Here is a 22,130-nt window from a genome sequence, read left to right on the forward strand (position 1 = left end):
CACGAATGAGCCGATTGCTGGATATCAAGAACCTGGCGGTGAACTATGGCGCCGTCAATGCTTTGAAGCAGGTGTCGCTGCATGTGGACACGAACGAGATCGTGACCATCATTGGCGGCAATGGCGCGGGCAAGAGCACCATGATGCGCGCGCTGTCGGGCATCGAGAAGTCCACGGGCGTGATCACGTTCGGCGGGCAGGATCTGGCCGGCGTCAGCGCGCACAAGCGTGTGGCGCTAGGCATCGCGCATGTGCCGGAAGGCCGTCAGGTGTTCCCTGACCAGAGCGTATTCGACAACCTGATGCTGGGCGCCTTCCTGCGCCGCGAGTCGCCCGATGAACTGGCGGGCGAGATCGAGCGCTGCTTCGCGATGTTCCCGCGGCTGAAGGAACGGCGGGATCAATACGCCGGCACGCTGTCGGGCGGCGAACAGCAGATGCTGGCCATCTGCCGCGCGCTGATGAGCAAGCCGCGCATCCTGATGCTGGACGAACCGTCGCTGGGGCTGGCGCCGCTGATCGTGGCCGAGATTTTCAAGATCATCAAGGCGCTCAAGGAAAGCGGCATGACCATTTTGCTGGTTGAGCAGATGGCCAACCAGGCGCTGGCCATTTCCGACCGCGCGTATGTGCTGGAGGTGGGTTCCATCGTGATGGAAGGCACCGGCCAGGAATTGCTGGCCAGCGAGCGCGTGCGCGAAGCCTATCTGGGAAAACACAAGAGCTGACGAGGCAATCATGTCATCCAAACCATTGAGCGGTATCCGTGTGCTGGAGTTGGGCCAGCTGATCGCCGGGCCGTTCGCCGCCAAGATGCTGGGCGAATTCGGCGCCGAAGTCATCAAGATAGAGCCGCCCGGAAAGGGCGACCCCTTGCGCAACTGGCGCCTGATCCATGAAGGCACGTCCGTCTGGTGGCAGGTGCAGTCGCGCAACAAGAAATCTGTCAGCCTGGACCTGCGCCAGCCTGAAGCGCAGGACCTGATCCGCGCGCTGGTCAAAGACATCGACGTGGTCGTGGAGAACTTCAAGCCCGGCACGATGGAAGGCTGGGGCCTGGGCTGGGAAGACCTGCGCGCGATCAATCCGCGTCTGGTGATGCTGCGCGTGTCGGGCTACGGCCAGACCGGACCGTACCGTGATCTGCCGGGCTTTGGCGCCATTGGCGAGGCCATGGGCGGTCTGCGCCACTTGAGCGGCGAGCCGGACCGCACGCCGGTGCGCGTGGGAATTTCGATTGGCGATTCGCTGTCGGCGCTGCACGGCGTCATCGGCATCCTGCTGGCGCTGCGCGCGCGGGACCAGAACGGCCAGGGCCAGATGATCGACGTGGCGCTGTATGAGTCCGTCTTCAACATGATGGAAAGCCTGCTGCCGGAGTACGCCGTGTTCAACGAGGTGCGCCAGCCTGCGGGCAGCAGCCTGCCGGGCATCGCGCCCAGCAACGCGTACCGCTGCCAGGACAACAAGTACGTGCTGGTCGCCGGCAATGGCGACAGCATCTTCAAGCGCCTGATGGGCGTGATCGGCCGTCCGGACCTGGCCGAGTCGCCCGATCTGGCCAACAACGCCGGCCGCGTGAAGCATGTGGTGATGCTGGACGACGCGATCTCGCAATGGACGGGGCAGCATGCGCTGGACGTGGTGCTGGCGCGCCTGAACGAAGGACAGATCCCGGCCGGCAAGATCTATGACGTGGCGGACATCGCCGCCGACCCCCACTACCAGGCGCGCGGCATGATCCTGGACGGCGAGCTGCCCGACGGCACGCCGATCAAGCTGCCGGGCATCGTGCCCAAGCTGTCCGAGACGCCGGGCGAGGTGCGCAGCGCCGCGCCGGCGCTGGGGCAGGACACGGACGAGGTGCTGGGCGGGCTGGGCGTGGACGAGGCGACGCGCACCGCATGGCGCGCGCGCGGCATCATCTGAAAGGGAAGGTCATGAGCGAACCGAGCGCAAATCGCAAGACGCTGTACATCCAGGACGTCGCGCCCCGGGACGGCTTCCAGAACGAAAAGCAGTTCATCGAAACCCAGGACAAGATCGACTTTATCAACGCGCTGTCGCAAAGCGGCTACGCCAAGATCGAGGCGACCTCGTTCACGTCGCCCAAGGCGATACCGGCGCTGCGCGACGCCGAAGTCGTGATGCACGAGATCGTGCGCAATCCCGACGTGATCTACACGGTTCTGGTGCCCAATGTGCGCGGGGCGCAGCGTGCGCTGGAATGCAATGTGGACGAAGTCAACCTGGTGATGTCGGTCAGCGAGACGCACAACCGCGCCAACCTGCGCATGACGCGCGAGCAATCGTTCGAGCAATTGAGCGATGTGGTGAGCGCAGTGCGCGGCAGCCGGGTCGCGATCAATGTGTCGCTGTCAACGGTGTTTGGCTGCCCGATGGAAGGCGATATCAACGCCTTCGACGTGCTGGAACTGGTGGGGCGCTTTGCGGCGCTCGGCGTGGACGGGGTGACGCTGTGCGACACCACGGGCATGGCGTATCCGACCCAGGTGGGCAAGATCGGGCGCGAGGTCCGCAAGCTGTTCCCGAACCTGACGACGACCATGCACTTTCACAACACGCGCGGCATGGCGCTGGCCAATACGCTGGCGGCGCTGGAGGCGGGCATCGACCGCTTCGACGCGTCGCTGGGCGGGCTGGGCGGCTGCCCCTACGCGCCGGGCGCCAGCGGCAACGTGTGTACGGAAGAACTGGTGCACATGCTGGAGCTGATGGGCTATGACACGGGCGTGGATCTGACGCGCATCCTGGATATCGCGGCTACGTTGCCTGCGTTGGTCGGGCATGACATTCCCAGCCAGATCCTGAAAGCGGGACCGCGGCTGACGCTGCATCCGGCGCCAGACCAGGGCGCGTGACGGCGCCGCGGTGTGCTAATTTCCCGGGGGAATCCTTTCCGCTCCGGAGCGCCGCCATGTTGAAGTTCGCCGCCAATCTGTCGATGATGTATCAGGAACATTCGTTCCTGGACCGCTACGCGGCCGCTGCCGCGGACGGTTATGCGGGCGTGGAATGCATGTTCCCTTATGAAGAGCCGGCGGCCTTTGTGCGCGAACGTATGGATGCGGCGGGCGTGTCTCAGGTGCTGTTCAACGCGCCACCGGGTATCGCCAGCCGGGGCGAGCGCGGCCTGGCCGCCTTGCCGGGCCGCCAGGCGGAGTTTCAGGCAGGCATTGACCAGGCGCTGGCGTATGCGACGGCGCTTGCTTGCCCCAACCTGCACGTTATGGCTGGCGTGGCGCCGGCGGACCTGCCGCGCGAGGCGATGCTGGACTGCTACCACGAGAACCTGGACTGGGCTGCACGCCAGGCCCGCTCGGCCGGCGTGACCGTGCTGATCGAACCCATCAACACGCGCGACATTCCCGGCTATTTCCTGAACCGCCAGGACGAAGCGCATGCCGTCGTGCAGGCGGTCAACGCGCCCAACCTGAAGGTGCAGATGGATCTGTACCACTGCCAGATCGTCGAAGGCGACGTCACGATGAAACTGCGCCAGTACCTGCCGACCGGGCGCGTCGGGCATCTGCAGATTGCTGGCGTGCCGCTGCGCCAGGAGCCGGATCGGGGCGAGCTGGATTACGGCTGGCTGTTCGGCGTGCTGCGCGAGCTGGACTACAAGGGATGGATCGGCTGCGAATACCGGCCTGCGGGATCGACCTCCGCCGGCCTGCGGTGGCTCAGCGCCGCGCGGGCGTGAGCGTCCGCCCATCACCCTAGCGTCATAGGAGTCCACCTTATGTTCCAAGGCATGCTGCGCATGCGGATGGCGGCGACCTTGCCACGCGCATCGTCGCTGCCCATCGTGCCTGGCGTTCGCCGGGTATGCGCGCCAGGAGTACGAACGCTGGGGCGCGGTCATCCGCGGCAAAGGCATTTCAGTGGAGTGAGCCGGCCGCGTAACAGCCGCCGCAAGGTGTAACCGGGCCGTCCATCCCGCCGGCCCGGGCGTACGATAAGACGATGAGCATCCAGCCCGGGATCCGGGCGAGGAGATCGCCATGTCACTGATCGTAGCAGCCCGATTCGAGGGCTTCGAAGCGGCCAAAGCCGCTGCCAGCCGGCTGACCGCCGCCGGCTTTCCAGACTGGGATGTCCACACCTTCTATGTGAATCCGGCCGGCGAGCACGGCCGCTTTCCCCTGGGTGGCGACCGGCGCTCCGATCCGGATTCCGGGCGCGCCGACATGGGGGCGTACCTGGGCGCGGGAGGGGTGGGGGCCGTGTTCGCCGTGTTTGGCGGCTTTGTGGCGTCGGAACTCAGCGATTCCATCGCGGCGATCCTGGCCGCGGCGGGCGTGGGCGCCTATCTGGGGTCGCTGTTTGGCGCGCTGTGGGTAACCGGCCATGGCACGACCCAGCATGGGCACTTCAATCCGGACGCGCATGCCGAGATCCGCCAGGCCGGCGTGATGGTCGCCGTGCGGACCCGGCCGCAGCGCGAAATGCTGGCTTGCCGCATTCTGCGCGATGCCGGCGGCGCCGACGTGGAGCATGCCAACGGCCGCTGGCGCAACAGCCATTGGGAAGATTTCGACCCGCTGTCGCCGCCCCAGCGCGAGCCGGGCTTTGGCTGAGCGCGCGGAAGGTCAGGCGCCGGGCTTCTTGGGCGCCGGCCGCTTGCGGCTGCGCTGCGCCGTCGCCGCGCAGCCCGCGGATGCGACGATGATGCCGCAGATGGCCAGCCATTGCGTCTGGGACAGGTGTTCGTTCAGCACGATCACGCCGGCCAGCGCGCCCATGGCGGGTTCCATGCTGAGCAGTACGCCGAAGGTCTTTTGCGGCAAGCGGCGCAGCGCCACCATTTCCAGCGAGTAGGGCAGTGCGCTGGACAGGATGCCGACCGCGATGCCGGCCAGCACGAGCTTGGGATCGAGCAGGGCCATGCCCGCGTGGGCCGCCCCGACAGGCAGGGCGACCATCGCGGCCGCCAGCAGCCCCAGCGACGTCGCCTGGCCGCCATGCACATTGCCGGCCATCTTGCCGAAGATGATGTACAGCGCCCAGCAGACGGCGGCGCCCAGCGCGTAGGCGATGCCTTCCGGATCGAGGTCGTGGACGGACTGCCCGGTAGGAATCAGCAGGATCAGGCCGGCCAGCGCGCAGCCGATCCAGACAAAGTCGATTGCGCGCCGCGACAGAACCACGGCCAGCGTCAGCGGCCCGGTGAATTCGATGGCGATGGCCACGCCCAGGGGCAGTGTGCGCAACGCCATGTAGAACAGCAGGTTCATGCAGGCCAGCGTCACGCCGTACAGCGCGATCTTGGCCGCGTTCTGGCGCGTAAGCGGAAAACGCCAGGGCCGCCAGAACGCCAGCAGAATGATGGCGCCGATCACGATGCGATAGGCGGTCGTGCCCTGCGCGCCCACTTCCGGAAATAGCGACTTCGCGAACGAGGTGCCGACGCACAGGGACGCCATCGCGCCGATCAGCGACAGGGTGGGGAGCAGGGTGGACGTGGAGGCGTTGTGTCCGTTGTTCAGGGTTGCGGCGGTCATGGTGAAGAGCTTGCGTAATGCGTGGGGATTCGGGACGGCGTCGAGGCGTGCGGTTCAGGGCGTCGGATTCAAGGCGGTGGAGTAGAGCACATACAGCGCCAGCCCCAGCATGATGGCGCCCAGCAATCCCTGCTGCGCGCGCAGAAACCACGGATTGCGCCCGACCCAGCCGCGAATGCGCGATGCGCCATAGGCGAAAAAACTGCCATAGGGCAGGCTCAGGACCTTCATCGTGACGCCCAGCACCAGCATCTGCACCCAGACCGGGCCGTTGTCCGGGCTGGTGAACTGCGGCAGGAAGGCAATCATGAACAACAGCACCTTCGGATTGAGCAGGTTGGTGATGAAGCCCTGCCAGAATGCGTCGCGGGCATCGCCGGGGCGAGCCGCCAGCGACACTTCGGCCGACCGGGCGCAGCGCACGATCGCTTTGATGCCCAGATACCCCAGGTAGAGCCCGCCCGCAGCCTTGATGCCGACGAACAGGGCGGGGAAGGCGCGCAGCACGGACGCCAGGCCCAGCACCACGGCCGGCACCTGGATGAAACCGGCCGCCACATTGCCCAGCACGCTATGAAAGGCGGGGCGGAACCCCTGGGTCATGCCTCGCGACAGGGTCAGCGCCATGTCTGGGCCGGGCGTGAGTTTGAGCGCCGCATCGGCGGCGAGGAAAAGCAGGAAAAGCTGGAGCGAGGGCATTGCGGGATACGGCGGAAAATCCCGCGGCGCGGGGGGAGGGTTCCCAGTGTAAGCAAGCGGGCTGATGAAAATGTGCGTCTGCGGGGCCGAAAATGAAAATTCCCGTCGAATTGGGGGCGGACGGCGTCGCGGCCAAGATTAGAATCGGCGGATAGCCGCAAGCGCGCTCATTCACGCGCTGTCATATTCGGCCCCTTTGCGTTCCGAGACACCCATGGAACTTGACGATTTCGACCTCCAGATCCTGCAAAGCATGCAGGAAGACAACCAGCGCACCAGCCAGGACGTCGCCCAGCGCGTCAACCTGTCGCCGGTGTCCTGCCTGCGCCGCATGAAGCGGCTGCGCGAATCCAAGGTGGTGACGGCCGATGTTTCGGTGGTGGACCCCGCCGCCGTGGGGCGCGGGATCATGATGGTGGTGCTGGTGTCGCTGGAGAGCGAACGCGCCGACAAGCTGGACCTGTTCAAGCGCGCCATGCTCGGCGCACCGGAAATCATGCAATGCCTGTCGGTGACGGGCGAGGTCGATTTCGTGCTGACCCTGACAATGGCCGACATGGCGGACTACGAAGGCTTTGCCCAGCGCCACTTCTGGGGCAACCCCAACGTCAAGCGCTTCTCGACGCTGGTGGTGATGAACCGGGTGAAGAACGGGCTGACGGTGCCGCTGCCGGTCTAAAGCCGCCCGCTGCCGCCCGCTGCCGGCAGATCCGATGGCTACATCGGCTTGAGCCCCAGCGTCTGGATCATTTCGCGATATTTAGCGACCTGCGCCTGGGCATACGCGTCCGCGTCCTCCTGGCTCATCGGCTGCAGCAGCACACGTCCTTCGGCCTCCATCCGTTCCCGCAAGTCGGGCTGTTCCAGCGCATGGCCCACGGCGCGGCGCAAGGCGGCGACCTCCGGCCCCGGCGTGTCGTGGCGCACGTAGTAGCCGCCGGCAATCGTGTAGACGAAATCAGGAATGGTCTTGCTTTGCGAGATCAGCGGGAGGGCGGCCAGCTGCGGGGGCAAGGCGGTGGAGAAGCTGGTCAGGATCTTCAGCTGCTGCTGCGCGGCCATGCCCTGCATCGCCTGCTGGTAGGGCAGCACGGCGAAATCGACCTGGCGGCCGATCAGGTCTTGCAGCGCAGGCGCCGCGCCGCGATACGGCACATGCAGGAATTCCGCGCCAACCTTGCGGCCCAGGTACTCCGTCATGATGTGGTACAGCGAGCCAATGCCGACGCTGCCGAACGTCAGCGGGCGAGCCCCCGGGCGCTTCGCGTAGGCGATGAATTCGTCCACGTTGTCGACCGGCAGGTCGGCGCGCGCGAGCAGCACGATGGTGGCTTCGCTGATGGGCTGGGTCAGCCGGAAGTCTTCGGGCTTGTAATGGGCGGCGGCGTTCAGAAAGGGACTAAGGATGATTTCGTTGGGCGAGCCGTGCAAAAAGGTGTAGCCGTCGGCCGGGCTGGTGAGCACGCGCCGCGCGCCCAGCATGCCCGCGCCGCCGCCCACGTTTTCCACCACCACCTGCTGCTTGAGCGCCGCGGCGATGTGCACGCCGAATTGCCTGGCCGACGCATCGCTCGCGCCGCCGGCGGGATAGGGCACGATCAGGCTCAAGGGCTTCTTGGCGGGATAGTCCGCCGCATGCGCCGGGGCTGTGGCCACGCAGGCGGCCAGGCATATCGCGGCGGCGCGCGCGATGGGCCGCCAGCCTGTCGGCCGGCTTCGGCCCTCGGGCTCTTGGCGGGTATTTTCCCGGTGCAGAAAACTCCAAAGCATCCAACGCATGCTGATTCTCCCTTGCCATTGATTCTTATGCAGCCCGATTGCCAGACTGTCGCATGCAGTCTAGGCAGCGGCGTTTACCCATATCAATGACCAGGCCCGAGTCGGATCGTTGTGAAATCCGCAACGATGCGCGGGCGGCGTCAGGCGCGCCGCGATTGCAGGGCGGGATAGGTATTCAGGATATGGCGCAGCATGCTGGCAGTTGCCGGCGGCAGATGGCGGCCCGCCAGGGTGATGACATGCGTACGGCTGTTGTTCAGGATGGGGTTGGCCAGCGGCAGCGACACCATCTGGCGGAACTGCGCGCCCTTGAGCGGCATCGACAGCGGATTAACTACATAGCCCAGCCCCTGGCTGGCGAACTCCCACAGGATCTTGAACGAATTCGTCAGCAGGGCGGGCTTGAGCTTGACGTTTTCGTCCAGCTCGGCGGCCTGGATGTGCTGGCGCACGCCGAATGATTCGTCCATGGCCGCCCAGCCATGCGGCGCCAGGTCCGCCAGCTTCAAGGCCCGGCGCGTACGCGCCAGCGGATGGTCTTTGTGCACATGCACGCGCATGGGCGCAGGCCGCGAATAATGGGACCGCAGCCGTACATCGTTGGGCGGCTGAAACGCCAGCGCAATCTGCGCGCGTTCCTCGACAATGCAGCGCACGGTTTCATTGGTGCCGGCAACATGGATGCCATAGGTGATGTCCGGGTGCCGGCGCACGAAGGACAGAAGCACGGGCTCCAGCAGCATGTCCACGAAGCCCTCGCCCAACGCCAGTTCCACATGGCCGCGCGTGGCGCTTTTCAGGTTGTTGACCTCGGCCTGGAAGGATTCGTTCAGGTCCTGCTGGCGGCGCGCGAACAGGGCCACCAGACGGCCTGCGTCAGTCGGCACTACGCCGCGGCCCCGGCGTTCCAGCAATGTCAGCCCGGTTTCGGCTTCCAGCCGGGCGATGGCGCGGCTGATGGCGGAAGGGTCGGTGTTCAGCTGATCGGCGGCGGCGCGCAGCGTTCCGGTTTCTATGACTTGCAGCAGGCACAGCGTGCGCTTGAAATCGAGGGGGTCATCCATGAGGCAGGTCCTTGCCAAGGCCATTGCTGGCCGCGGTATCGGTGGGGGTTGAATCGTTGCAGGAATCGCATCAATTAGGTGTGATCGTTGCTATCGGCTTTTTACCTGCCCCTGTCTATAGTCGATAGGCGTATTTCCCCCAAAGCCTCGTCCCACGGAGACCATGCTCATGGCTAACGTCGAATCGCCCTTGTCGCCCGAACTGCTGCGCAGCATGCGCGCATGGCGGCACGACCTGCACGCCCATCCCGAAACCGCCTTCTGTGAATTTCGCACGTCGGATCTGGTCGCCCGGGAGTTGGAGCGGGCGGGGGCGCGGGTACACCGTGGCTTGGGCGGCACCGGCGTGGTCGGCACCCTGGCGCGCGGCGACGGGCCGGTGATCGGGTTGCGCGCGGACATGGACGCGCTGGACATGCAGGAGCTGAGCGGCGCCGCGCACCGCTCGACCATCCCCGGCAAGATGCATGGTTGCGGCCACGACGGCCATACCGCCATGTTGCTTGGGGCGGCGCACCATCTGGCTGCCGACCCGGGTTGGCGCGGCACCCTGCACCTGATCTTCCAGCCGGCCGAAGAGCATGCGGGCGGCGGGCTGGCCATGGTGAAAGACGGGCTGTTCGATCAGTTCCCCTGCGATGCGGTGTACGCCTTGCATAACTCGCCCAACCTGCCGTTTGGCACCATGGCCACGCGCGTAGGCACGGTGATGGCCAACTGCGATACCTACGAGATCACCGTCACCGGCAAGGGCTGCCACGCTGCGCAGCCGGAGCATGGCGTGGACCCCGTGGTGGCGGCGGCGCAGCTGGTCACTGCCATGCAGACCATCGTCAGCCGCAATGTGAAACCCACGGATGCGCTGGCGTTGAGCATCACGCAGATCCACGCGGGCGACACCTGGAACGTGGTGCCCAACAGCGTGCTGCTACGCGGCAGCTGCCGCACGCTGACGGCCGCCACGCGCGAACTGGCCGAACGCCGCTTGCGCGAGGTGTGCGCGGGCGTGGCGCTGACGTCGGGCGCGTCGATTGATGTGCAGATGTTCCGGGGCTATCCGGCCTGCGTCAACACGGCGGCCCAGGTCGACCTGGCTGCGCGCGCCGCAGCGCGCGTCGTCGGGGCCGATAAGGTGGACGCGGCCTGCACGCCGCGCATGGGATCGGAAGATTTTGCGTACATGCTGGAGCAGCGGCCGGGCGCCTATGTGTTCTTCGGCGCGGCGCGGCCGGATGCGGATAATCCGCCGGTGCATAACCCGTATTACGACTTCAACGACGACATCCTGCCGCTGGGCGCTCAGTACTGGGTCGAACTCGTAAAAATAGCCATGCCAGCCTAGGCGGCGCTAAGCCGGCGGCCGCCGCGCCATGGCGGCGCTGGCCGCATCCGAAATACTGGTCAGATGCAGATCCTGCTGCGGGAAAGGAATCTCGATGCCTGCCTGCCGCAGCGCGTCGTACATGTTCGTGAGCATGTCGCTGCGGATATCTATCCAGCGGTCGAAGTCAGTGGTCCAGGCGCGCAGGCTGAAGTTCATCGCGCTCTCCCCAAAACCCATGAACAGCACCACGGGCGCCGGGGTGGCGTCGATGCCCGGCGTGTTGCGCGCCACCGTGTCCAGCAGCGCGATCACCTGGCGCGGGTCGGTGCCATAGGCCACGCCGACGTTCCCGTCGATGCGGCGGCTGCGGTCCAGCAGCGTCCAGTTGGTCAGCTTTTCGGACAGCAGCGTGCCGTTGGGCACGATGACGTCCGCGCCTTCGAACGTCTTGATCCGCGTGGCCCGCATGCCGATGTCGCGCACCTGCCCGGAGGTGCCGCTGATTTCGATCACGTCGCCGGGCTGGATGGGGCGCTCGAACATCAGGATCAGGCCCGACACAAAGTTGTTCACCACGGCTTGGAGCCCGAAGCCGATGCCCACGCCCAGCGCGCCGAACACAATGGTCAGCTGATTGGTCTTGAACCCCGCGGCCGACAGGGCCACCGCCAGCCCCAGCAGCAGCACCAGGTAGTACGACAGCGATGCGACGCTGTTGCCGACGCCGCGCGGCAGGGACATGCGCGTCATGATTTCGTCACGCAGCAACAGCCGGATCATCCGGGCCGTCCAGAACGCGATGGGCACCGAGATGACGAATACCAGCACGTTGCCCAGGCTGATGGACACCTCGCCCACCGTCAGCGTGTAGGACAGCATATCGGCCGCGAAGGCATAGGCGGGACGCAGCACCCGAAATCGGTCCATGGTGTAGACGGCCCAGCCGGCGACGGCGGCGGCCATCAGCAGCCGGATCAGCAGCTGCACCAGCGGCGGCGCATGTTCCCGCGCCAGCCGGAAGCGGGAGACGCCCTGGCGCGCCAGCAGCAGTTGCAGCAGGGTGATGATGACCGTGACGCCGGCATACAGCACCAGGCCGAAGTAGCCGCTGCCGATGATGCCGCTGGTCAGCATTTCGGACAGCGACACGTTGCCGACCAGATTGGCTGCCAGCGACACGCACAGCAGGGCGGCGGCGCCCCAGGCCACGGCGCGCAACGCGCGCACCAGCCGTTCGGATCCAGCCGGGTATTCCTGGCGTTTTCCGCGCGCCAGGAGCCACAGGATGGATGCCAGCGCCAGCGTAGCCATGACGACGGTGGAGACGCGGTAGAACAGCGTGTTGGCCAGAAACAGGAAGCCCAGGCGTTCCGCCAGGAAAAGCAGGGTGATGACGCGCGGCCAGTAATCCAGGTGGCGGCGGCTCGAAGGCGGCAGCAGGCGCATCACCGGCAGGGCCGCCAGCACCAGCGCGATCTGCTGCACCATCAGCGGCGCGTCCGGCTCCAGCGCCAGTACGCCCAGCATGGATAGCAGCAGCCAGGTGGACAGGGGGCGGCCCAGCACGCCGGCGGCTGTTTCGCTCATCACGCCGGTGCGGATCGCGTTGCGGCTTTTCCGGGCAAGCCAGAGCAGCAAGGGCAGCAGCAGCAACTGCAGGGTGTGCAGGGCCCGCTGGTTTCCGGTGCCCGCCGCGTTGTAGTCGCGCGCAAAGCGCAATTCGATGTCCAGCCCTTGCCGCAGAACGGTCAGCGTGTGTTCGTTCGACTCCGCCGTCCCGGCCAGCGCCCACAGCGGGGGCGAGTCCACGCGCATCAATCGGGCGTCGACGTATTCGATCGCTTCGGTCACCTGTCGCTGTCCCGCCTTGATCTGCTCCTCGATGGCGCTGGCGCGCTGTTCAAGCTCGACCTGGCGCGACAGCGGGCCGGAAAGCGCCTGGCCTGCCGCAGTCAGTTGCGTGATCACCGCGTCGACGCGGTCGGCCAGGGCGGCCGGCAGGCTGGAGGCGCCCGGCCCGTCCTTAATTGCCTGCCACGCAGTGCGCCGCCGCAGCAATTCCGCCGCGTCGCTGGCGTACCAGGCGATCGCCTGCCGCGTGTCGGTGCGCCAGCGCGCCAGCCGGCGGGCGTCGAACAGCCAATGCCGCTCCAGGCTTTCCAGCCGCATGATGGGAAAGTTGCGCAGCTGGGCAGGCTGGAACTCGTAGAGCTTTTCGTCGGCAGACCTGGCGATCACATCCAGCGCAGGCATGAACGCGGCAACGGGATCCGCCGTGGCGGCGCGCTGCAGCACGCCTTCGGCGTAGCGCAGGTCGGTATCCGCGCGCAGGGGGATATCGGCCATCTGGATGGCGGCTATCGGCGCCTCGTGCTCGGCGGTTGCAGGCGTGTCAGCCCCAAGCGCCAGGCGCGCCCACACCGAAAGGGCCAGTCCAAAGAAGCAGAAGAAGATTCGTGCGCGGGCGCGCATATCGCGACTCCGTTGGGGCTGCGGACTGCGGGCTATGGACTTGCGGCTAAGTGCAGGAATGTGAGGCGGGGATGGCGGCATCTCACGATATCGCGAAATGCCTTGCGCTTGAAGGGGATGCGGATGGGGTGCCGCAAAGCAGAAAGCCCAGCCATTTTGAATGGGCTGGGCTTTCCAGATTCTGGTGGCCTGGGGCGGAATCGAACCACCGACACAAGGATTTTCAATCCTCTGCTCTACCGACTGAGCTACCAGGCCAACGAAGTCCGCAACTATACACAATTTTTTCGACTTGTGCCAGCTGCGGGGGAAAAGGCTGCTTTTTTGGGATCTGGACGGAATTGCGGGGGCGTCCGGGGGTGGGCGAGGCGTCCGAGTGTTGGGTCCACGGCACGGAAGCTGCGGCATAAGGTCGCGGTTGGGGCCGGGGATGGCCTGGGGATAACCCGCAGGGGTATAATCCTTAGCGGTTTGTTGTTACAGGCGGTTGGCCGCGCGCGTTTGACGCGGCACAAGCCGGCTGTGATGCATTGTTCTTATAGTGGCAGTACTTAACGCTTAGCCGCGGGTGGCCTTGGCCATCTCTCTCATATGTCGGTAGCTGTCCTTGCCTTCGGTCTGAATCACACGTCCGCGCCGGTTTCGGTTCGCGAACGCGTGTCCATGCCCGTCGATCTGGTCAAGCCCGCGCTGGAAGGCCTGCGTTCGGCGTTCGGCGGCTCGGTCCGCGAAGCCGCCATCCTGTCCACCTGTAATCGCACCGAGATCTATTGCGCGGCCGACGGCCACGTGGCGGATCAATTGCCCGCCTGGCTGGCCGAACACAACCGCCTGGACGCCGGCACGCTGCGCCCGCACCTCTATCGCCATCACCAGGACGACGCCGTCCGCCACGCGTTCCGCGTCGCCAGCGGCCTGGATTCCATGGTGCTGGGCGAAACCCAGATCGTGGGCCAGATGAAGGACGCCGTGCGCGCCGCCGGCGAAGCCGGTTCGCTGGGCACGCTGCTGCACCAGATGTTCCAGCGCACCTTCTCGGTGGCCAAGGAAGTGCGGTCGCAGACCGCCATCGGCGCGGAGTCGGTGTCCATGGCCGCCGCCGCCGTGCGTCTGGCCGAACGCGTGTTCGGCAACCTGGACCAGGCCCGCACGCTGTTCATCGGCGCGGGCGAAATGATCGAATTGTGCGCCACGCACTTTGCCGCGCAGCGTCCGCGCAGCATGGTGGTGGCCAATCGCACGGCCGAGCGCGCCGAACTCCTGGCCAACCGCTTTTCGGCCAGCACGATGAAGCTGTCGGATCTGACCGACCGCCTGTCCGAGTTCGACGTCATCGTTTCCTGTACGGCAAGCTCCCTGCCCATCCTCGGCCTGGGGATGGTGGAACGGGCTACGCGCCTGCGCCGTCACCGCCCGATGGTCATGATCGACCTGGCCGTGCCGCGCGACATCGAACCCGAAGTCGGCCGCCTGGACGACGTCTATCTGTATTCGGTGGACGACCTGGGCCGCCTGGTGCAGACCGGCACCGACGCCCGCCGCGCCGCGGTGGTGCAGGCCGAGGCCATCATCGAAACCCGCGTCCAGGGTTTCATGCACTGGATGCAGTCCCGCGAAGTGGTGCCCGTCATCCGCGACCTGCATCAGGCCGCCGAAGACGTCCGCGCCGCCGAACTGGAACGCGCGCGCCGCCTGCTGGCGCGGGGCGAATCGCCCGAGGCCGTGCTTGAGCAACTGGCCCACGGCCTGACCCAGAAATACCTGCACGGCCCGCTGGCGGCGCTGAACCGCAGCGAAGGCGACGACCGCAAGCAGTTGCTTGCCTGGATGCCGCGCCTCTTCCCCGGCCGCGACTCCCGCCGTTAGCGGCTCTGCCCCACGTCCCGCCTCCTGGCGGGCGTTCGTTTTCTGGGCGCCCGCTGTTCCTGTTTTCTCTTTGGTCATCCCCCCATGAAATCTTCCATGCGCAGCCGGCTGGAGCATCTGTGCCACCGCCTGATCGAGGTTGACGCGCTGCTCGCCGAACCGGAAACCGCGTCCGATATGGACCGCTTCCGCAAGCTCTCCCGCGAACGTGCCGAACTGGAGCCGGTGGTTGAGGCGTTCACCGCCTTCGCCCGCACTGAAGAAGACCTGGCTGCCGCCCAGGAGATGCTGTCCGATCCTGAATTGAAGGCCATGGCCGAGGACGAGATCAAGGCCGGCCGCGGCAAGCTGGAATCGCTGGAATCCGCGCTGCAGCTTCTGCTGCTGCCGCGCGATCCCAACGACGGGCGCAGCGTGTTCCTGGAAATCCGCGCGGGCACGGGCGGCGACGAAAGCGCGCTGTTTTCCGGCGACCTGCTGCGCATGTACACGCGCTACGCGGAGCAGCGCGGCTGGCGCGTCGAGCTGATGTCCGAGAGCCCGTCCGAGCTGGGCGGCTACAAGGAAGTGATCGCGCGCATCGACGGCGACGGCGCCTATGGTCGACTGAAGTTCGAGTCGGGCGCGCACCGCGTGCAGCGCGTGCCCGCCACCGAGGCGCAGGGCCGGATCCATACGTCGGCTTGCACGGTGGCTATCATGGCCGAGGCCGATGCGATGTCCGAAATCGTCATCAATCCCAGCGAGCTGCGCATCGACACCTTCCGCGCCAGCGGCGCGGGCGGCCAGCACATCAACAAGACGGATTCGGCGGTGCGCATCACCCACCTGCCGACCGGGCTGGTGGTGGAATGCCAGGACGACCGCTCGCAGCACCGCAACAAGGACAAGGCCATGCAGGTGCTGGCGGCCCGCCTGAAAGACAAGGAAGAGCGCGAACGCCAGAGCAAGGAAGCCGCCGAGCGCAAGAGCCTGATCGGCACGGGCGACCGCTCCGAGCGCATCCGCACGTACAACTTCCCGCAGGGCCGGGTGACCGACCACCGCATCAACCTGACGCTGTACAAGCTGCAGCAGATCATGGAAGGCGACCTGGAAGAACTGACCGGCGCGCTGATCGCGGAACACCAGGCCGAGCAGCTTGCGGCCCTGGGCGACGACATCTGAGGCCGGCGCGATGAGCGAGCCCCAGCTCAAGAGCCTGCTGTTGGACGCCCGCCTGCCGCGCCTGGAGGTGCGGATGCTGCTGGAGCATGTGCTGGCCAAACCGCGCGCGTGGCTGCTGGCGCATGACACTGATCCGTTGGCGCCCGAGGTCGCGGCGGCGTACGAGGCCCTGGCGCGGCGCCGCATCGCCGGCGAGCCCATGGCGTATCTGCTTGGCAGCCGGGAGTTCATGGGGCATATGTTCCGGGTGACGCCCGATGTGCTGATCCCGCGCCCGGATACCGAGGTGCTGGTTGAGACCGCGCTGGAGTGCGTGGCGGCCATTGCGGGCCCCGCCGTGCTGGACCTGGGGACAGGCAGCGGGGCGATCGCCATCTCCATCGCGCTGGCGCGCCGTGATGCGCGGGTGATGGCGTCCGACGTCAGCGCGGCTGCGCTGGCCGTGGCGGCCGCCAATGCCTGGGACCTGACGGCGGCGGTGCGTTTCGTGGAAGGCAGCTGGTACGAGGCCGTGCCCGCGGGTGAAGGCTTTGACCTGATCGTGTCCAATCCGCCCTATGTGGCCAGCGACGATCCGCACCTGGATCAGGGCGACCTGCGCTTCGAGCCGCGCGGGGCGCTTACCGACGGGGCGGGCGGGCTGGATGACCTGCGGCGGATCGTGCAGGGGGCGGCGAACCACCTGAAGCCCGGGGGCGCGCTGTGGATGGAGCACGGCTGGGACCAGGCGCAGGCTGTGCGGGACATGCTGGCGCAGGCCGGATTCCAGGATGTATGCAGCCGGAAGGATCTGGCGGGGATTGAGCGGATATCGGGGGGACGGTATCCGTTACACCCCGGCAGCACTTGAATTTTCCTGATAAACCGGCGCCGCGCCGGGGTAATCGGGGGCGATTTCCCGGCTGTACCTATAATTGGCATATTCCGATTTGCCTGTCCAAGAGACCACCATGAGCGACGTTCAAGAATTCATCCGCGAAACCGTGACCCAGCACCCCGTCGTGCTGTTCATGAAGGGCACCGCCCAGTTTCCGCAATGCGGCTTTTCCGGCAAGGCCATCCAGATCCTCAAGAGCTGTGGCGTGAAGAAGCTGGTCACGGTCAATGTGCTGGAGGACGACGAAGTCCGCCAGGGCATCAAAGAGTTCTCCAGCTGGCCGACCATTCCGCAGCTGTATGTGTCCGGCGAGTTCATCGGCGGTTCGGACATCATGAATGAAATGAACGAGTCCGGCGAACTGAAGACGCTGCTGGAGCAATCCGGCGCCACGGCTTAAGGCCATCATGCGGCGGCTGGTCATCGGCATCACGGGTGCAACCGGCGCCCTTTACGCGGTGCGCATGCTGCAGGCGCTGCGCGGCGTAGACGATGTCGAGACCCATCTGGTGGTGTCCGCGTCCGGGGTGCTGAACATCAAGCACGAACTGGACGTCAGCCGCCAGGACGTCTACGCGCTGGCGGATCACGTCCACAGCGTGCGCGACGTGGGCGCCACGCTGGCCAGCGGCGCGTTCCAGACCGCGGGCATGGTGATCGTGCCGTGTTCGATGCGCACGCTGGCGGCCGTGGCCCATGGCCTGTCCGACAACCTCATTACCCGCGCCGCCGACGTCACGCTCAAGGAGCGCCGGCGCCTGGTGCTGATGGTGCGCGAGACGCCCTTCAACCTGGCCCACCTGCGCAACATGACGGCGGTGACCGAAATGGGCGGCATCGTCTTCCCGCCGCTGCCGGCGTTCTATCACCGCCCTGCGTCCATCGAAGAGATGGTGGACCATACCGTGGCGCGCGTGCTGGAGCTTTTCGATATCGTCGTGCCCGGCCCGCACTGGGAAGGCACTTAGGACCGGCGCAGGCAACTGCGGACCGCGAGCCCGCTCGGACCGGCTTGCGCAAGCAGCCCCGCAAGCGCCGCCATGAGCATTCCGTAAGCCCGCCCGCAAGCATGCCCGCCGTGGCAGGCACGCCCCGCGAGCGGGGCGCTGCTGATCGCGGCCGCGCTTACTCCACCAGCCCCAGGCCGTTCAGCGCGCCCAGGTTTTCCGGCCATTTGCGGGCGCGCGCGTTCTGCAGTTCGATCCGCGCCCACGCCATCCAGCCGGCCCATTCGATGCGTTTGTCCCATGCCGTGCCCCAGGCCTGCAGCGCGGCAAGGCCGGCTGCGGCGTGCCGTTCGGCGGCGTCGAAATCGCCCGCCGTCAGCGCCAGCTGCGCCAGCAGCAGGCGCGGTTCGCCCACCCATGGATTGTGTTCGACCGCCGCTTCCAGCATGTGGCGGGCGCTGTCCATTTCGGTCAGGGGGTGCATGCGGGTGATGACCTGCCAGTACAGCGCGCTGGCCGCGGCCTCGTCGCGCGGGCTGAGCGTGGCGCGGCAGGCGTCGAACGCGGGCGGAATGGGGATGCCGGTGTCTTGCGGCATGCGCGACAGCGGGGCCAGCAGGTGCGACAGCATCGACAGGATGTTCGACGGCGGCTTGAGCGGACCGGGCCACAGCGACGACGCCCAATTCGTTTTCAGGTCGCGGCGCTGTTGCTGCGGGTAGCCCGCGAAGATCTCGTCCTGCCAGCTATGCCATTGTTCGCCGATGTCGGCGGCCGACACGACGGTGAAGGCGGCGACCTGGCGCGGCGTGAACGTGTAGGTCTGTCCGTCCGCGCCTTCCAGCGTCAGGCCGTCGGCGCCGGCGCCCTGGCCTTGCAGGATGGCCTGCACGAACTTCGTGCGCGGCATGGCGCAGAAGAGGCTGACCCATTCCTCGGCTTCTTCGCCCAGCGCTTCGCGCAGCGTGTTGCGCTCGCGTTCGCGGTCGAACAGGGTGAGGTCCACGTATTCGTTGCCGTAGACGCTGTGGAACAGGCCAAGCAGGCGTACTTCGCGCGGCTGATTCCAGAGCGCGAGCGTGCGGTAGACGCCCAGCAGGTGATGTTTGAACGTGCCGGCCTTGTGCCAGTCTTCGCCGGCGCTGCGCGCGAACAGCAGGTCCAGCAGGACGGGCAGGTCGGGGTCCACGGCGGCGTAGTGGTCGGCCAGCAGCGCGCGCGCGTGCGGATGCAGTTCTGTGGTGGTAGACATGGCTTGAGGATGCGTGAATGAAAGGCAGGGCTCTATTGTGTCCGCATGCGGCGGCGCTGTCATCGCGCCCTTCATATGGAATTCCGCATATCAATATGAATATTCATCGCTTCCGGTTTTGAAGCATGGTCTCTAGAATCCTGGGTCATTCTTACTTGCCTGTAGAGATTCCCATGCGTCTTCGCCATTCCCTGGCTGTCCTTGCCACCCTGATCGGTTTCGCCAGCACGCAGGCGATGGCGCAGGACGCCGAACTCAAGGTGGGCGTGACCGTCGGTCCGCACGCGCAGATCGGCGAAGTCGTGCAGCAGGTCGCCGCGAAGGACGGCCTGAAGGTCAAGCTTGTCGAATTCAGCGACTTCATCCAGCCGAACGCCGCGTTGGATGCGAAGGAACTGGACCTGAACATCTATCAGCACAAGCCCTTCCTGGAATCGCAGAACAAGGCGCGCGGCTACAAGCTGGTGCCGGTGGCGACTGCCGTGGTGCAGCAGATGGGCATCTATTCCAAGCGCGTGAAGTCGCTGGACGAGCTGCCGCAGGGCGGCAAGGTGGCCATCCCGAACGATCCGACCAACGGTGCGCGCGCGCTGCTGGTGCTGCAGGCCGCCAAGCTGATCAAGCTGAAGGACGGCGTGACGGTGACGGCGTCGATCTTCGACATCGTCGAGAACCCCAAGAACCTGAAGTTCGTCGAGATCGAGGCCGCGCAACTGCCGCATTCGCTCAAGGACGTGGACGCCGCCGCGGTGAATTCGGCCTACGCCATCCCGGCAGGCCTGTCGCCCGCCAAGGACGCGCTGGCGCTGGAAAGCAAGGATGCGCCGTTCGCGGCGGTGGTGATCGCCGCGCGTGAAGACAACAAGAACGATCCGCGCATCGCCCGCTTCATCAAGGCTTACCAGTCCGACGAGGTAAAGGCCTTCGTCGCCAAGCAGTTCCCCGGCGCCTACACGACGTCCTGGTAAGCGAGCTTACAGGCGCGCTTGCGCCGCGCGGCCGCGGCAGGCGTGCGCACCAGCCAGGTCCGCGCCTGTTCCGCCAATTCCTCGCGCAGCCGTTGGGCCGGCGCGCTCATCGCCCGGTCGCGCGACCACACGACCGCCAGCACGGGGTCTTCCAGCGCCAGCAGATGGCGCACGGCCAGACCTTGCCGTTCGGCGTAGTGCGCGCCCAGGCTTTCGACGATGGCGACGCCCAGCCCTTGCGCGGCCAGCGCGCAGGCGGCCGAGGACTGCGCCGCTTCGATGATGGGGCGGCAGGGCAGGCCGCGCGACTCCAGGGCCTGGCTGGTGGCGCGGCCTGCGGGCAGGGCGGTCGCCAGCACGATGGGGCCGGCCGCCGCCACCTCGTCCAGCGTCAGCGCCGGCTGCCGCGCCCAGGGGTGGTCCTGGCGCATGACCGCATGCAGGCCCAGGGGCGCGAGCCGCAGGCTGTCCACGCGGTCGATGTCGGAAGGCGATCCGATGATGATGCCCAAGTCGATGCGGTGGTCCACCGCCATTTCGATGATCTCCAGCGCAGTGCCGGCCCGGATCGTGACGGCGACGCCGGGGTGCGCCGGGCGCATGCCGGCCAGGGCCGCGGGCAGCAGGCTGGATGCGGCGATGGCGACCGCGCCCACGTCCAGGCGCGTCATGGCGCCCTGCCGGATATCGACGGCAAGCCGGTCGACGGCTTCGATGCCGGCCAGCGCGTTGAGCACTTCGGGTATCAGTGAACGGCCCTGGCTGGTGAGATGCAGCCGCCGGTTCTCCCGGCTGAACAGCGCGAAGCCCAGGCGCGTTTCCATGTCGCGCAGCAGCGCGCTGGCGGCGGGTTGTGTCATGTTGACCGATGCGGCGGCGGCCGTGACGGTGTCGTGCCGGTACATCGCGCGCAGCAGCAGGAGTTCTCGGCGATTTAACATATGAAATTTATATGGAAATAGTCAATTCATCTATTTGACCATATGAATGCGCGGCCGCCAGAATAACCGGCATTGAACCCTGGAGCCGCGTAACCGTTATGCCCGCCAACACCATTGTTTCCGTCGCCTGCATTCCGCTGCGTCTGCCGTTTCATCACTGGAGCCCGTCGCCGCTGTTCGCCGGCCGTCCGCGCGACAAGCTGGACAGCGCGCTGGTGCGCGTGCAGACCGAAGACGGCGCGGTGGCGTGGGGCGAGTCGTACTGTGTGGAGCCGCGCGCCCTGCAGGCCATCTTCGAAACCCTGATCGCGCCGCTGGCCTGCGGCCGCGACGCGGACGACGCCACGCTGCTGCCCGGCATGCAGCGCACGCTGCATAACCTGGGACGGTCCGGCCCCGTGGTGCATGCGCTGGCAGGACTGGATATCGCGTTGTGGGACCTGCGCGCCAAGCGCGCCGGCGTGCCCCTGTATGAATTGCTGGGCGGCAAGCGCCGGGAGCGCGTGCGCGTCTATGCGTCGCTGCTGCAGTACTACGGCAACGCGGAACGCCTGGACGCGGTGACCACGCGCGCGCTGAACGAGGGCTATACCGAAATCAAGCTGCACGAGCGCACCGCCGATGCGCTGGCCGCCGTGCGCCGCAGCACGGGGCCGGGCGTGCCCATCATGGTGGACACGAATTGCGCGTGGCTGCCTGGCGAAGCCGAAGCCGCCATCGACGCCATGCGTCCGCATGATCCGTACTGGATCGAAGAGCCGCTCTGGCCGCCGGAGGACGCCCGCGCGCTGGCCAGGCTGAAGCGCGCCTGCGGCATTCCTTTGGCGGTGGGCGAGAACGCCGGCAGCGCTACCGACCTGGAGCGGCTGGTGGACGACGAGGCGGCGCAGTATGTGCAACCCAGCGTCATCAAGCTGGGTTTGACCGCCGCATGGCGCATCGCGCAGAAGTGCGCCGGTACGGCCGTGACCTGCGCGCCCCAGGTCGCGTTCTTCGGCCCGGGCTATCTTGCCAGCCTGCATCTGATTGCGGCCCAGCAGGCGGAGGTATCGCTGGAGCGCCTATACGTCGAGCTGGCGCACGTGCCGTACGGGCGCAGCGTGCCGATCGTGGACGGCTGGGTGCAAGTTCCGGACGGGCCCGGGCTGGGCGCGGACCCCGAAGCCGAACTTGCCGAGGGCCGCTATAGCGCATGACATTGATGCGCCATGGCGGCGCAGGGCCTTGCGGCCGCATAGAACATAAACAC

General features: G+C 66.6%; 21 protein-coding genes and 1 tRNA gene. 14 read left to right on the top strand and 8 right to left on the bottom strand.

Annotated elements, in window-relative coordinates; all coding sequences use genetic code 11:
• Positions 1 to 5: 5 nt before the first annotated feature.
• The 5 genes from KYC_RS23265 (at position 6) to KYC_RS23285 (ending at position 4,601) form a co-directional block, all read left to right on the top strand.
• Entirely contained in the window at positions 6 to 728 is a 723-nt protein-coding gene (locus tag KYC_RS23265; RefSeq protein ID WP_043519120.1) for an ABC transporter ATP-binding protein, read from the top strand.
• A gap of 10 nt (positions 729 to 738) precedes the next feature.
• Positions 739 to 1,929, top strand: coding sequence for a CaiB/BaiF CoA transferase family protein (locus KYC_RS23270; RefSeq protein ID WP_008167065.1), 1,191 nt, complete (start codon positions 739 to 741; stop codon positions 1,927 to 1,929).
• Between the two features lie 11 nt (positions 1,930 to 1,940).
• Positions 1,941 to 2,882, top strand: a complete 942-nt coding sequence (locus tag KYC_RS23275) for a hydroxymethylglutaryl-CoA lyase (RefSeq protein WP_043519140.1) — start codon at positions 1,941 to 1,943, stop codon at positions 2,880 to 2,882.
• 56 nt (positions 2,883 to 2,938) lie between these two features.
• Complete coding sequence (gene otnI / locus KYC_RS23280; protein ID WP_008167067.1) at positions 2,939 to 3,724, top strand: 2-oxo-tetronate isomerase; 786 nt, start codon at positions 2,939 to 2,941, stop codon at positions 3,722 to 3,724.
• Between the two features lie 301 nt (positions 3,725 to 4,025).
• Positions 4,026 to 4,601 carry a hypothetical protein gene (locus KYC_RS23285; RefSeq protein WP_008167068.1) on the top strand — a complete coding sequence of 192 codons (576 nt, stop codon included), beginning with the start codon at positions 4,026 to 4,028 and terminating at the stop codon, positions 4,599 to 4,601.
• A gap of 12 nt (positions 4,602 to 4,613) precedes the next feature.
• Here KYC_RS23285 and KYC_RS23290 read toward each other — a convergent pair whose 3' ends face one another.
• The gene (locus KYC_RS23290) at positions 4,614 to 5,525 is read right to left on the bottom strand and encodes an EamA family transporter (protein ID WP_008167070.1); all 912 of its coding nucleotides are present in this window, start codon (positions 5,523 to 5,525) and stop codon (positions 4,614 to 4,616) included.
• Between the two features lie 54 nt (positions 5,526 to 5,579).
• Positions 5,580 to 6,224: a LysE family translocator gene (locus KYC_RS23295; RefSeq protein WP_008167072.1), complete on the bottom strand. Its 645-nt coding sequence runs from the start codon at positions 6,222 to 6,224 to the stop codon at positions 5,580 to 5,582.
• A gap of 214 nt (positions 6,225 to 6,438) precedes the next feature.
• Here KYC_RS23295 and KYC_RS23300 point away from each other — a divergent pair, with 214 nt between their 5' ends.
• On the top strand, positions 6,439 to 6,903 hold the full coding sequence (locus KYC_RS23300; protein WP_008167074.1) for an Lrp/AsnC family transcriptional regulator: 465 nt from the start codon (positions 6,439 to 6,441) through the stop codon (positions 6,901 to 6,903).
• Between the two features lie 38 nt (positions 6,904 to 6,941).
• On the opposite strand, the gene KYC_RS23305 is transcribed toward KYC_RS23300, so the two are convergent.
• Complete coding sequence (locus KYC_RS23305; RefSeq protein WP_008167076.1) at positions 6,942 to 8,003, bottom strand: Bug family tripartite tricarboxylate transporter substrate binding protein; 1,062 nt, start codon at positions 8,001 to 8,003, stop codon at positions 6,942 to 6,944.
• Positions 8,004 to 8,143: 140 nt separating this feature from the next.
• On the bottom strand, positions 8,144 to 9,067 hold the full coding sequence (locus tag KYC_RS23310; RefSeq protein ID WP_008167079.1) for a LysR family transcriptional regulator: 924 nt from the start codon (positions 9,065 to 9,067) through the stop codon (positions 8,144 to 8,146).
• A 169-nt stretch (positions 9,068 to 9,236) separates the two neighbouring features.
• Between KYC_RS23310 and KYC_RS23315 the strand changes: the two genes are divergently transcribed.
• Positions 9,237 to 10,409 carry a M20 aminoacylase family protein gene (locus KYC_RS23315; protein ID WP_008167081.1) on the top strand — a complete coding sequence of 391 codons (1,173 nt, stop codon included), beginning with the start codon at positions 9,237 to 9,239 and terminating at the stop codon, positions 10,407 to 10,409.
• 6 nt (positions 10,410 to 10,415) lie between these two features.
• Here KYC_RS23315 and KYC_RS23320 read toward each other — a convergent pair whose 3' ends face one another.
• Positions 10,416 to 12,863 carry a mechanosensitive ion channel family protein gene (locus KYC_RS23320; protein WP_008167083.1) on the bottom strand — a complete coding sequence of 816 codons (2,448 nt, stop codon included), beginning with the start codon at positions 12,861 to 12,863 and terminating at the stop codon, positions 10,416 to 10,418.
• 182 nt (positions 12,864 to 13,045) lie between these two features.
• A tRNA-Phe gene (locus KYC_RS23325) sits at positions 13,046 to 13,121 on the bottom strand.
• A 333-nt stretch (positions 13,122 to 13,454) separates the two neighbouring features.
• Here KYC_RS23325 and hemA point away from each other — a divergent pair.
• The 5 genes from hemA (at position 13,455) to KYC_RS23350 (ending at position 17,741) form a co-directional block, all read left to right on the top strand.
• Entirely contained in the window at positions 13,455 to 14,729 is a 1,275-nt protein-coding gene (gene hemA, locus KYC_RS23330) for a glutamyl-tRNA reductase (RefSeq protein WP_008167086.1), read from the top strand.
• Between the two features lie 84 nt (positions 14,730 to 14,813).
• Positions 14,814 to 15,896 (top strand): peptide chain release factor 1, encoded by a 1,083-nt coding sequence (gene prfA, locus KYC_RS23335; protein ID WP_008167089.1) that lies wholly within the window; start codon positions 14,814 to 14,816, stop codon positions 15,894 to 15,896.
• Positions 15,897 to 15,906: 10 nt separating this feature from the next.
• A complete protein-coding gene (prmC, locus tag KYC_RS23340; RefSeq protein ID WP_008167091.1) occupies positions 15,907 to 16,746 on the top strand; it encodes a peptide chain release factor N(5)-glutamine methyltransferase in 840 nt (279 codons plus the stop codon).
• Positions 16,747 to 16,846: 100 nt separating this feature from the next.
• On the top strand, positions 16,847 to 17,173 hold the full coding sequence (gene grxD / locus KYC_RS23345; protein ID WP_008167093.1) for a Grx4 family monothiol glutaredoxin: 327 nt from the start codon (positions 16,847 to 16,849) through the stop codon (positions 17,171 to 17,173).
• Positions 17,174 to 17,180: 7 nt separating this feature from the next.
• On the top strand, positions 17,181 to 17,741 hold the full coding sequence (locus tag KYC_RS23350; protein WP_008167095.1) for a UbiX family flavin prenyltransferase: 561 nt from the start codon (positions 17,181 to 17,183) through the stop codon (positions 17,739 to 17,741).
• 157 nt (positions 17,742 to 17,898) lie between these two features.
• On the opposite strand, the gene KYC_RS23355 is transcribed toward KYC_RS23350, so the two are convergent.
• On the bottom strand, positions 17,899 to 18,972 hold the full coding sequence (locus KYC_RS23355) for a DUF6817 domain-containing protein (protein WP_043519144.1): 1,074 nt from the start codon (positions 18,970 to 18,972) through the stop codon (positions 17,899 to 17,901).
• Between the two features lie 173 nt (positions 18,973 to 19,145).
• On the opposite strand from KYC_RS23355, the gene KYC_RS23360 reads away from it, so the two are divergent.
• A complete protein-coding gene (locus tag KYC_RS23360) occupies positions 19,146 to 19,940 on the top strand; it encodes a MetQ/NlpA family ABC transporter substrate-binding protein (protein ID WP_008167098.1) in 795 nt (264 codons plus the stop codon).
• On the opposite strand, the gene KYC_RS23365 is transcribed toward KYC_RS23360, so the two are convergent.
• Entirely contained in the window at positions 19,922 to 20,881 is a 960-nt protein-coding gene (locus KYC_RS23365; RefSeq protein ID WP_008167100.1) for a LysR family transcriptional regulator, read from the bottom strand. The genes KYC_RS23360 and KYC_RS23365 overlap by 19 nt on opposite strands.
• Positions 20,882 to 20,979: 98 nt before the next feature.
• Between KYC_RS23365 and KYC_RS23370 the strand changes: the two genes are divergently transcribed.
• Positions 20,980 to 22,077: a mandelate racemase/muconate lactonizing enzyme family protein gene (locus tag KYC_RS23370; RefSeq protein WP_008167101.1), complete on the top strand. Its 1,098-nt coding sequence runs from the start codon at positions 20,980 to 20,982 to the stop codon at positions 22,075 to 22,077.
• Positions 22,078 to 22,130: the final 53 nt, after the last annotated feature.

The organism is Achromobacter arsenitoxydans SY8, assembly GCF_000236785.1.
Classification (GTDB): domain Bacteria; phylum Pseudomonadota; class Gammaproteobacteria; order Burkholderiales; family Burkholderiaceae_B; genus Achromobacter; species Achromobacter arsenitoxydans.

Coding starts and splice junctions, on each gene's coding strand:
- KYC_RS23285 (WP_008167068.1), top strand. CDS start 4,026: ATGTCACTGATCGTAGCAGCCCGATTCGAGGGCTTCGAAGCGGCCAAA.
- hemA (WP_008167086.1), top strand. CDS start 13,455: ATGTCGGTAGCTGTCCTTGCCTTCGGTCTGAATCACACGTCCGCGCCG.
- KYC_RS23350 (WP_008167095.1), top strand. CDS start 17,181: ATGCGGCGGCTGGTCATCGGCATCACGGGTGCAACCGGCGCCCTTTAC.
- otnI (WP_008167067.1), top strand. CDS start 2,939: ATGTTGAAGTTCGCCGCCAATCTGTCGATGATGTATCAGGAACATTCG.
- grxD (WP_008167093.1), top strand. CDS start 16,847: ATGAGCGACGTTCAAGAATTCATCCGCGAAACCGTGACCCAGCACCCC.
- KYC_RS23355 (WP_043519144.1), bottom strand. CDS start 18,972: ATGTCTACCACCACAGAACTGCATCCGCACGCGCGCGCGCTGCTGGCC.
- KYC_RS23310 (WP_008167079.1), bottom strand. CDS start 9,067: ATGGATGACCCCCTCGATTTCAAGCGCACGCTGTGCCTGCTGCAAGTC.
- KYC_RS23365 (WP_008167100.1), bottom strand. CDS start 20,881: ATGTTAAATCGCCGAGAACTCCTGCTGCTGCGCGCGATGTACCGGCAC.
- KYC_RS23300 (WP_008167074.1), top strand. CDS start 6,439: ATGGAACTTGACGATTTCGACCTCCAGATCCTGCAAAGCATGCAGGAA.
- prfA (WP_008167089.1), top strand. CDS start 14,814: ATGAAATCTTCCATGCGCAGCCGGCTGGAGCATCTGTGCCACCGCCTG.
- KYC_RS23270 (WP_008167065.1), top strand. CDS start 739: ATGTCATCCAAACCATTGAGCGGTATCCGTGTGCTGGAGTTGGGCCAG.
- KYC_RS23290 (WP_008167070.1), bottom strand. CDS start 5,525: ATGACCGCCGCAACCCTGAACAACGGACACAACGCCTCCACGTCCACC.
- KYC_RS23295 (WP_008167072.1), bottom strand. CDS start 6,224: ATGCCCTCGCTCCAGCTTTTCCTGCTTTTCCTCGCCGCCGATGCGGCG.
- KYC_RS23360 (WP_008167098.1), top strand. CDS start 19,146: ATGCGTCTTCGCCATTCCCTGGCTGTCCTTGCCACCCTGATCGGTTTC.
- KYC_RS23305 (WP_008167076.1), bottom strand. CDS start 8,003: ATGCGTTGGATGCTTTGGAGTTTTCTGCACCGGGAAAATACCCGCCAA.
- KYC_RS23370 (WP_008167101.1), top strand. CDS start 20,980: ATGCCCGCCAACACCATTGTTTCCGTCGCCTGCATTCCGCTGCGTCTG.
- KYC_RS23265 (WP_043519120.1), top strand. CDS start 6: ATGAGCCGATTGCTGGATATCAAGAACCTGGCGGTGAACTATGGCGCC.
- KYC_RS23275 (WP_043519140.1), top strand. CDS start 1,941: ATGAGCGAACCGAGCGCAAATCGCAAGACGCTGTACATCCAGGACGTC.
- prmC (WP_008167091.1), top strand. CDS start 15,907: ATGAGCGAGCCCCAGCTCAAGAGCCTGCTGTTGGACGCCCGCCTGCCG.
- KYC_RS23315 (WP_008167081.1), top strand. CDS start 9,237: ATGGCTAACGTCGAATCGCCCTTGTCGCCCGAACTGCTGCGCAGCATG.
- KYC_RS23320 (WP_008167083.1), bottom strand. CDS start 12,863: ATGCGCGCCCGCGCACGAATCTTCTTCTGCTTCTTTGGACTGGCCCTT.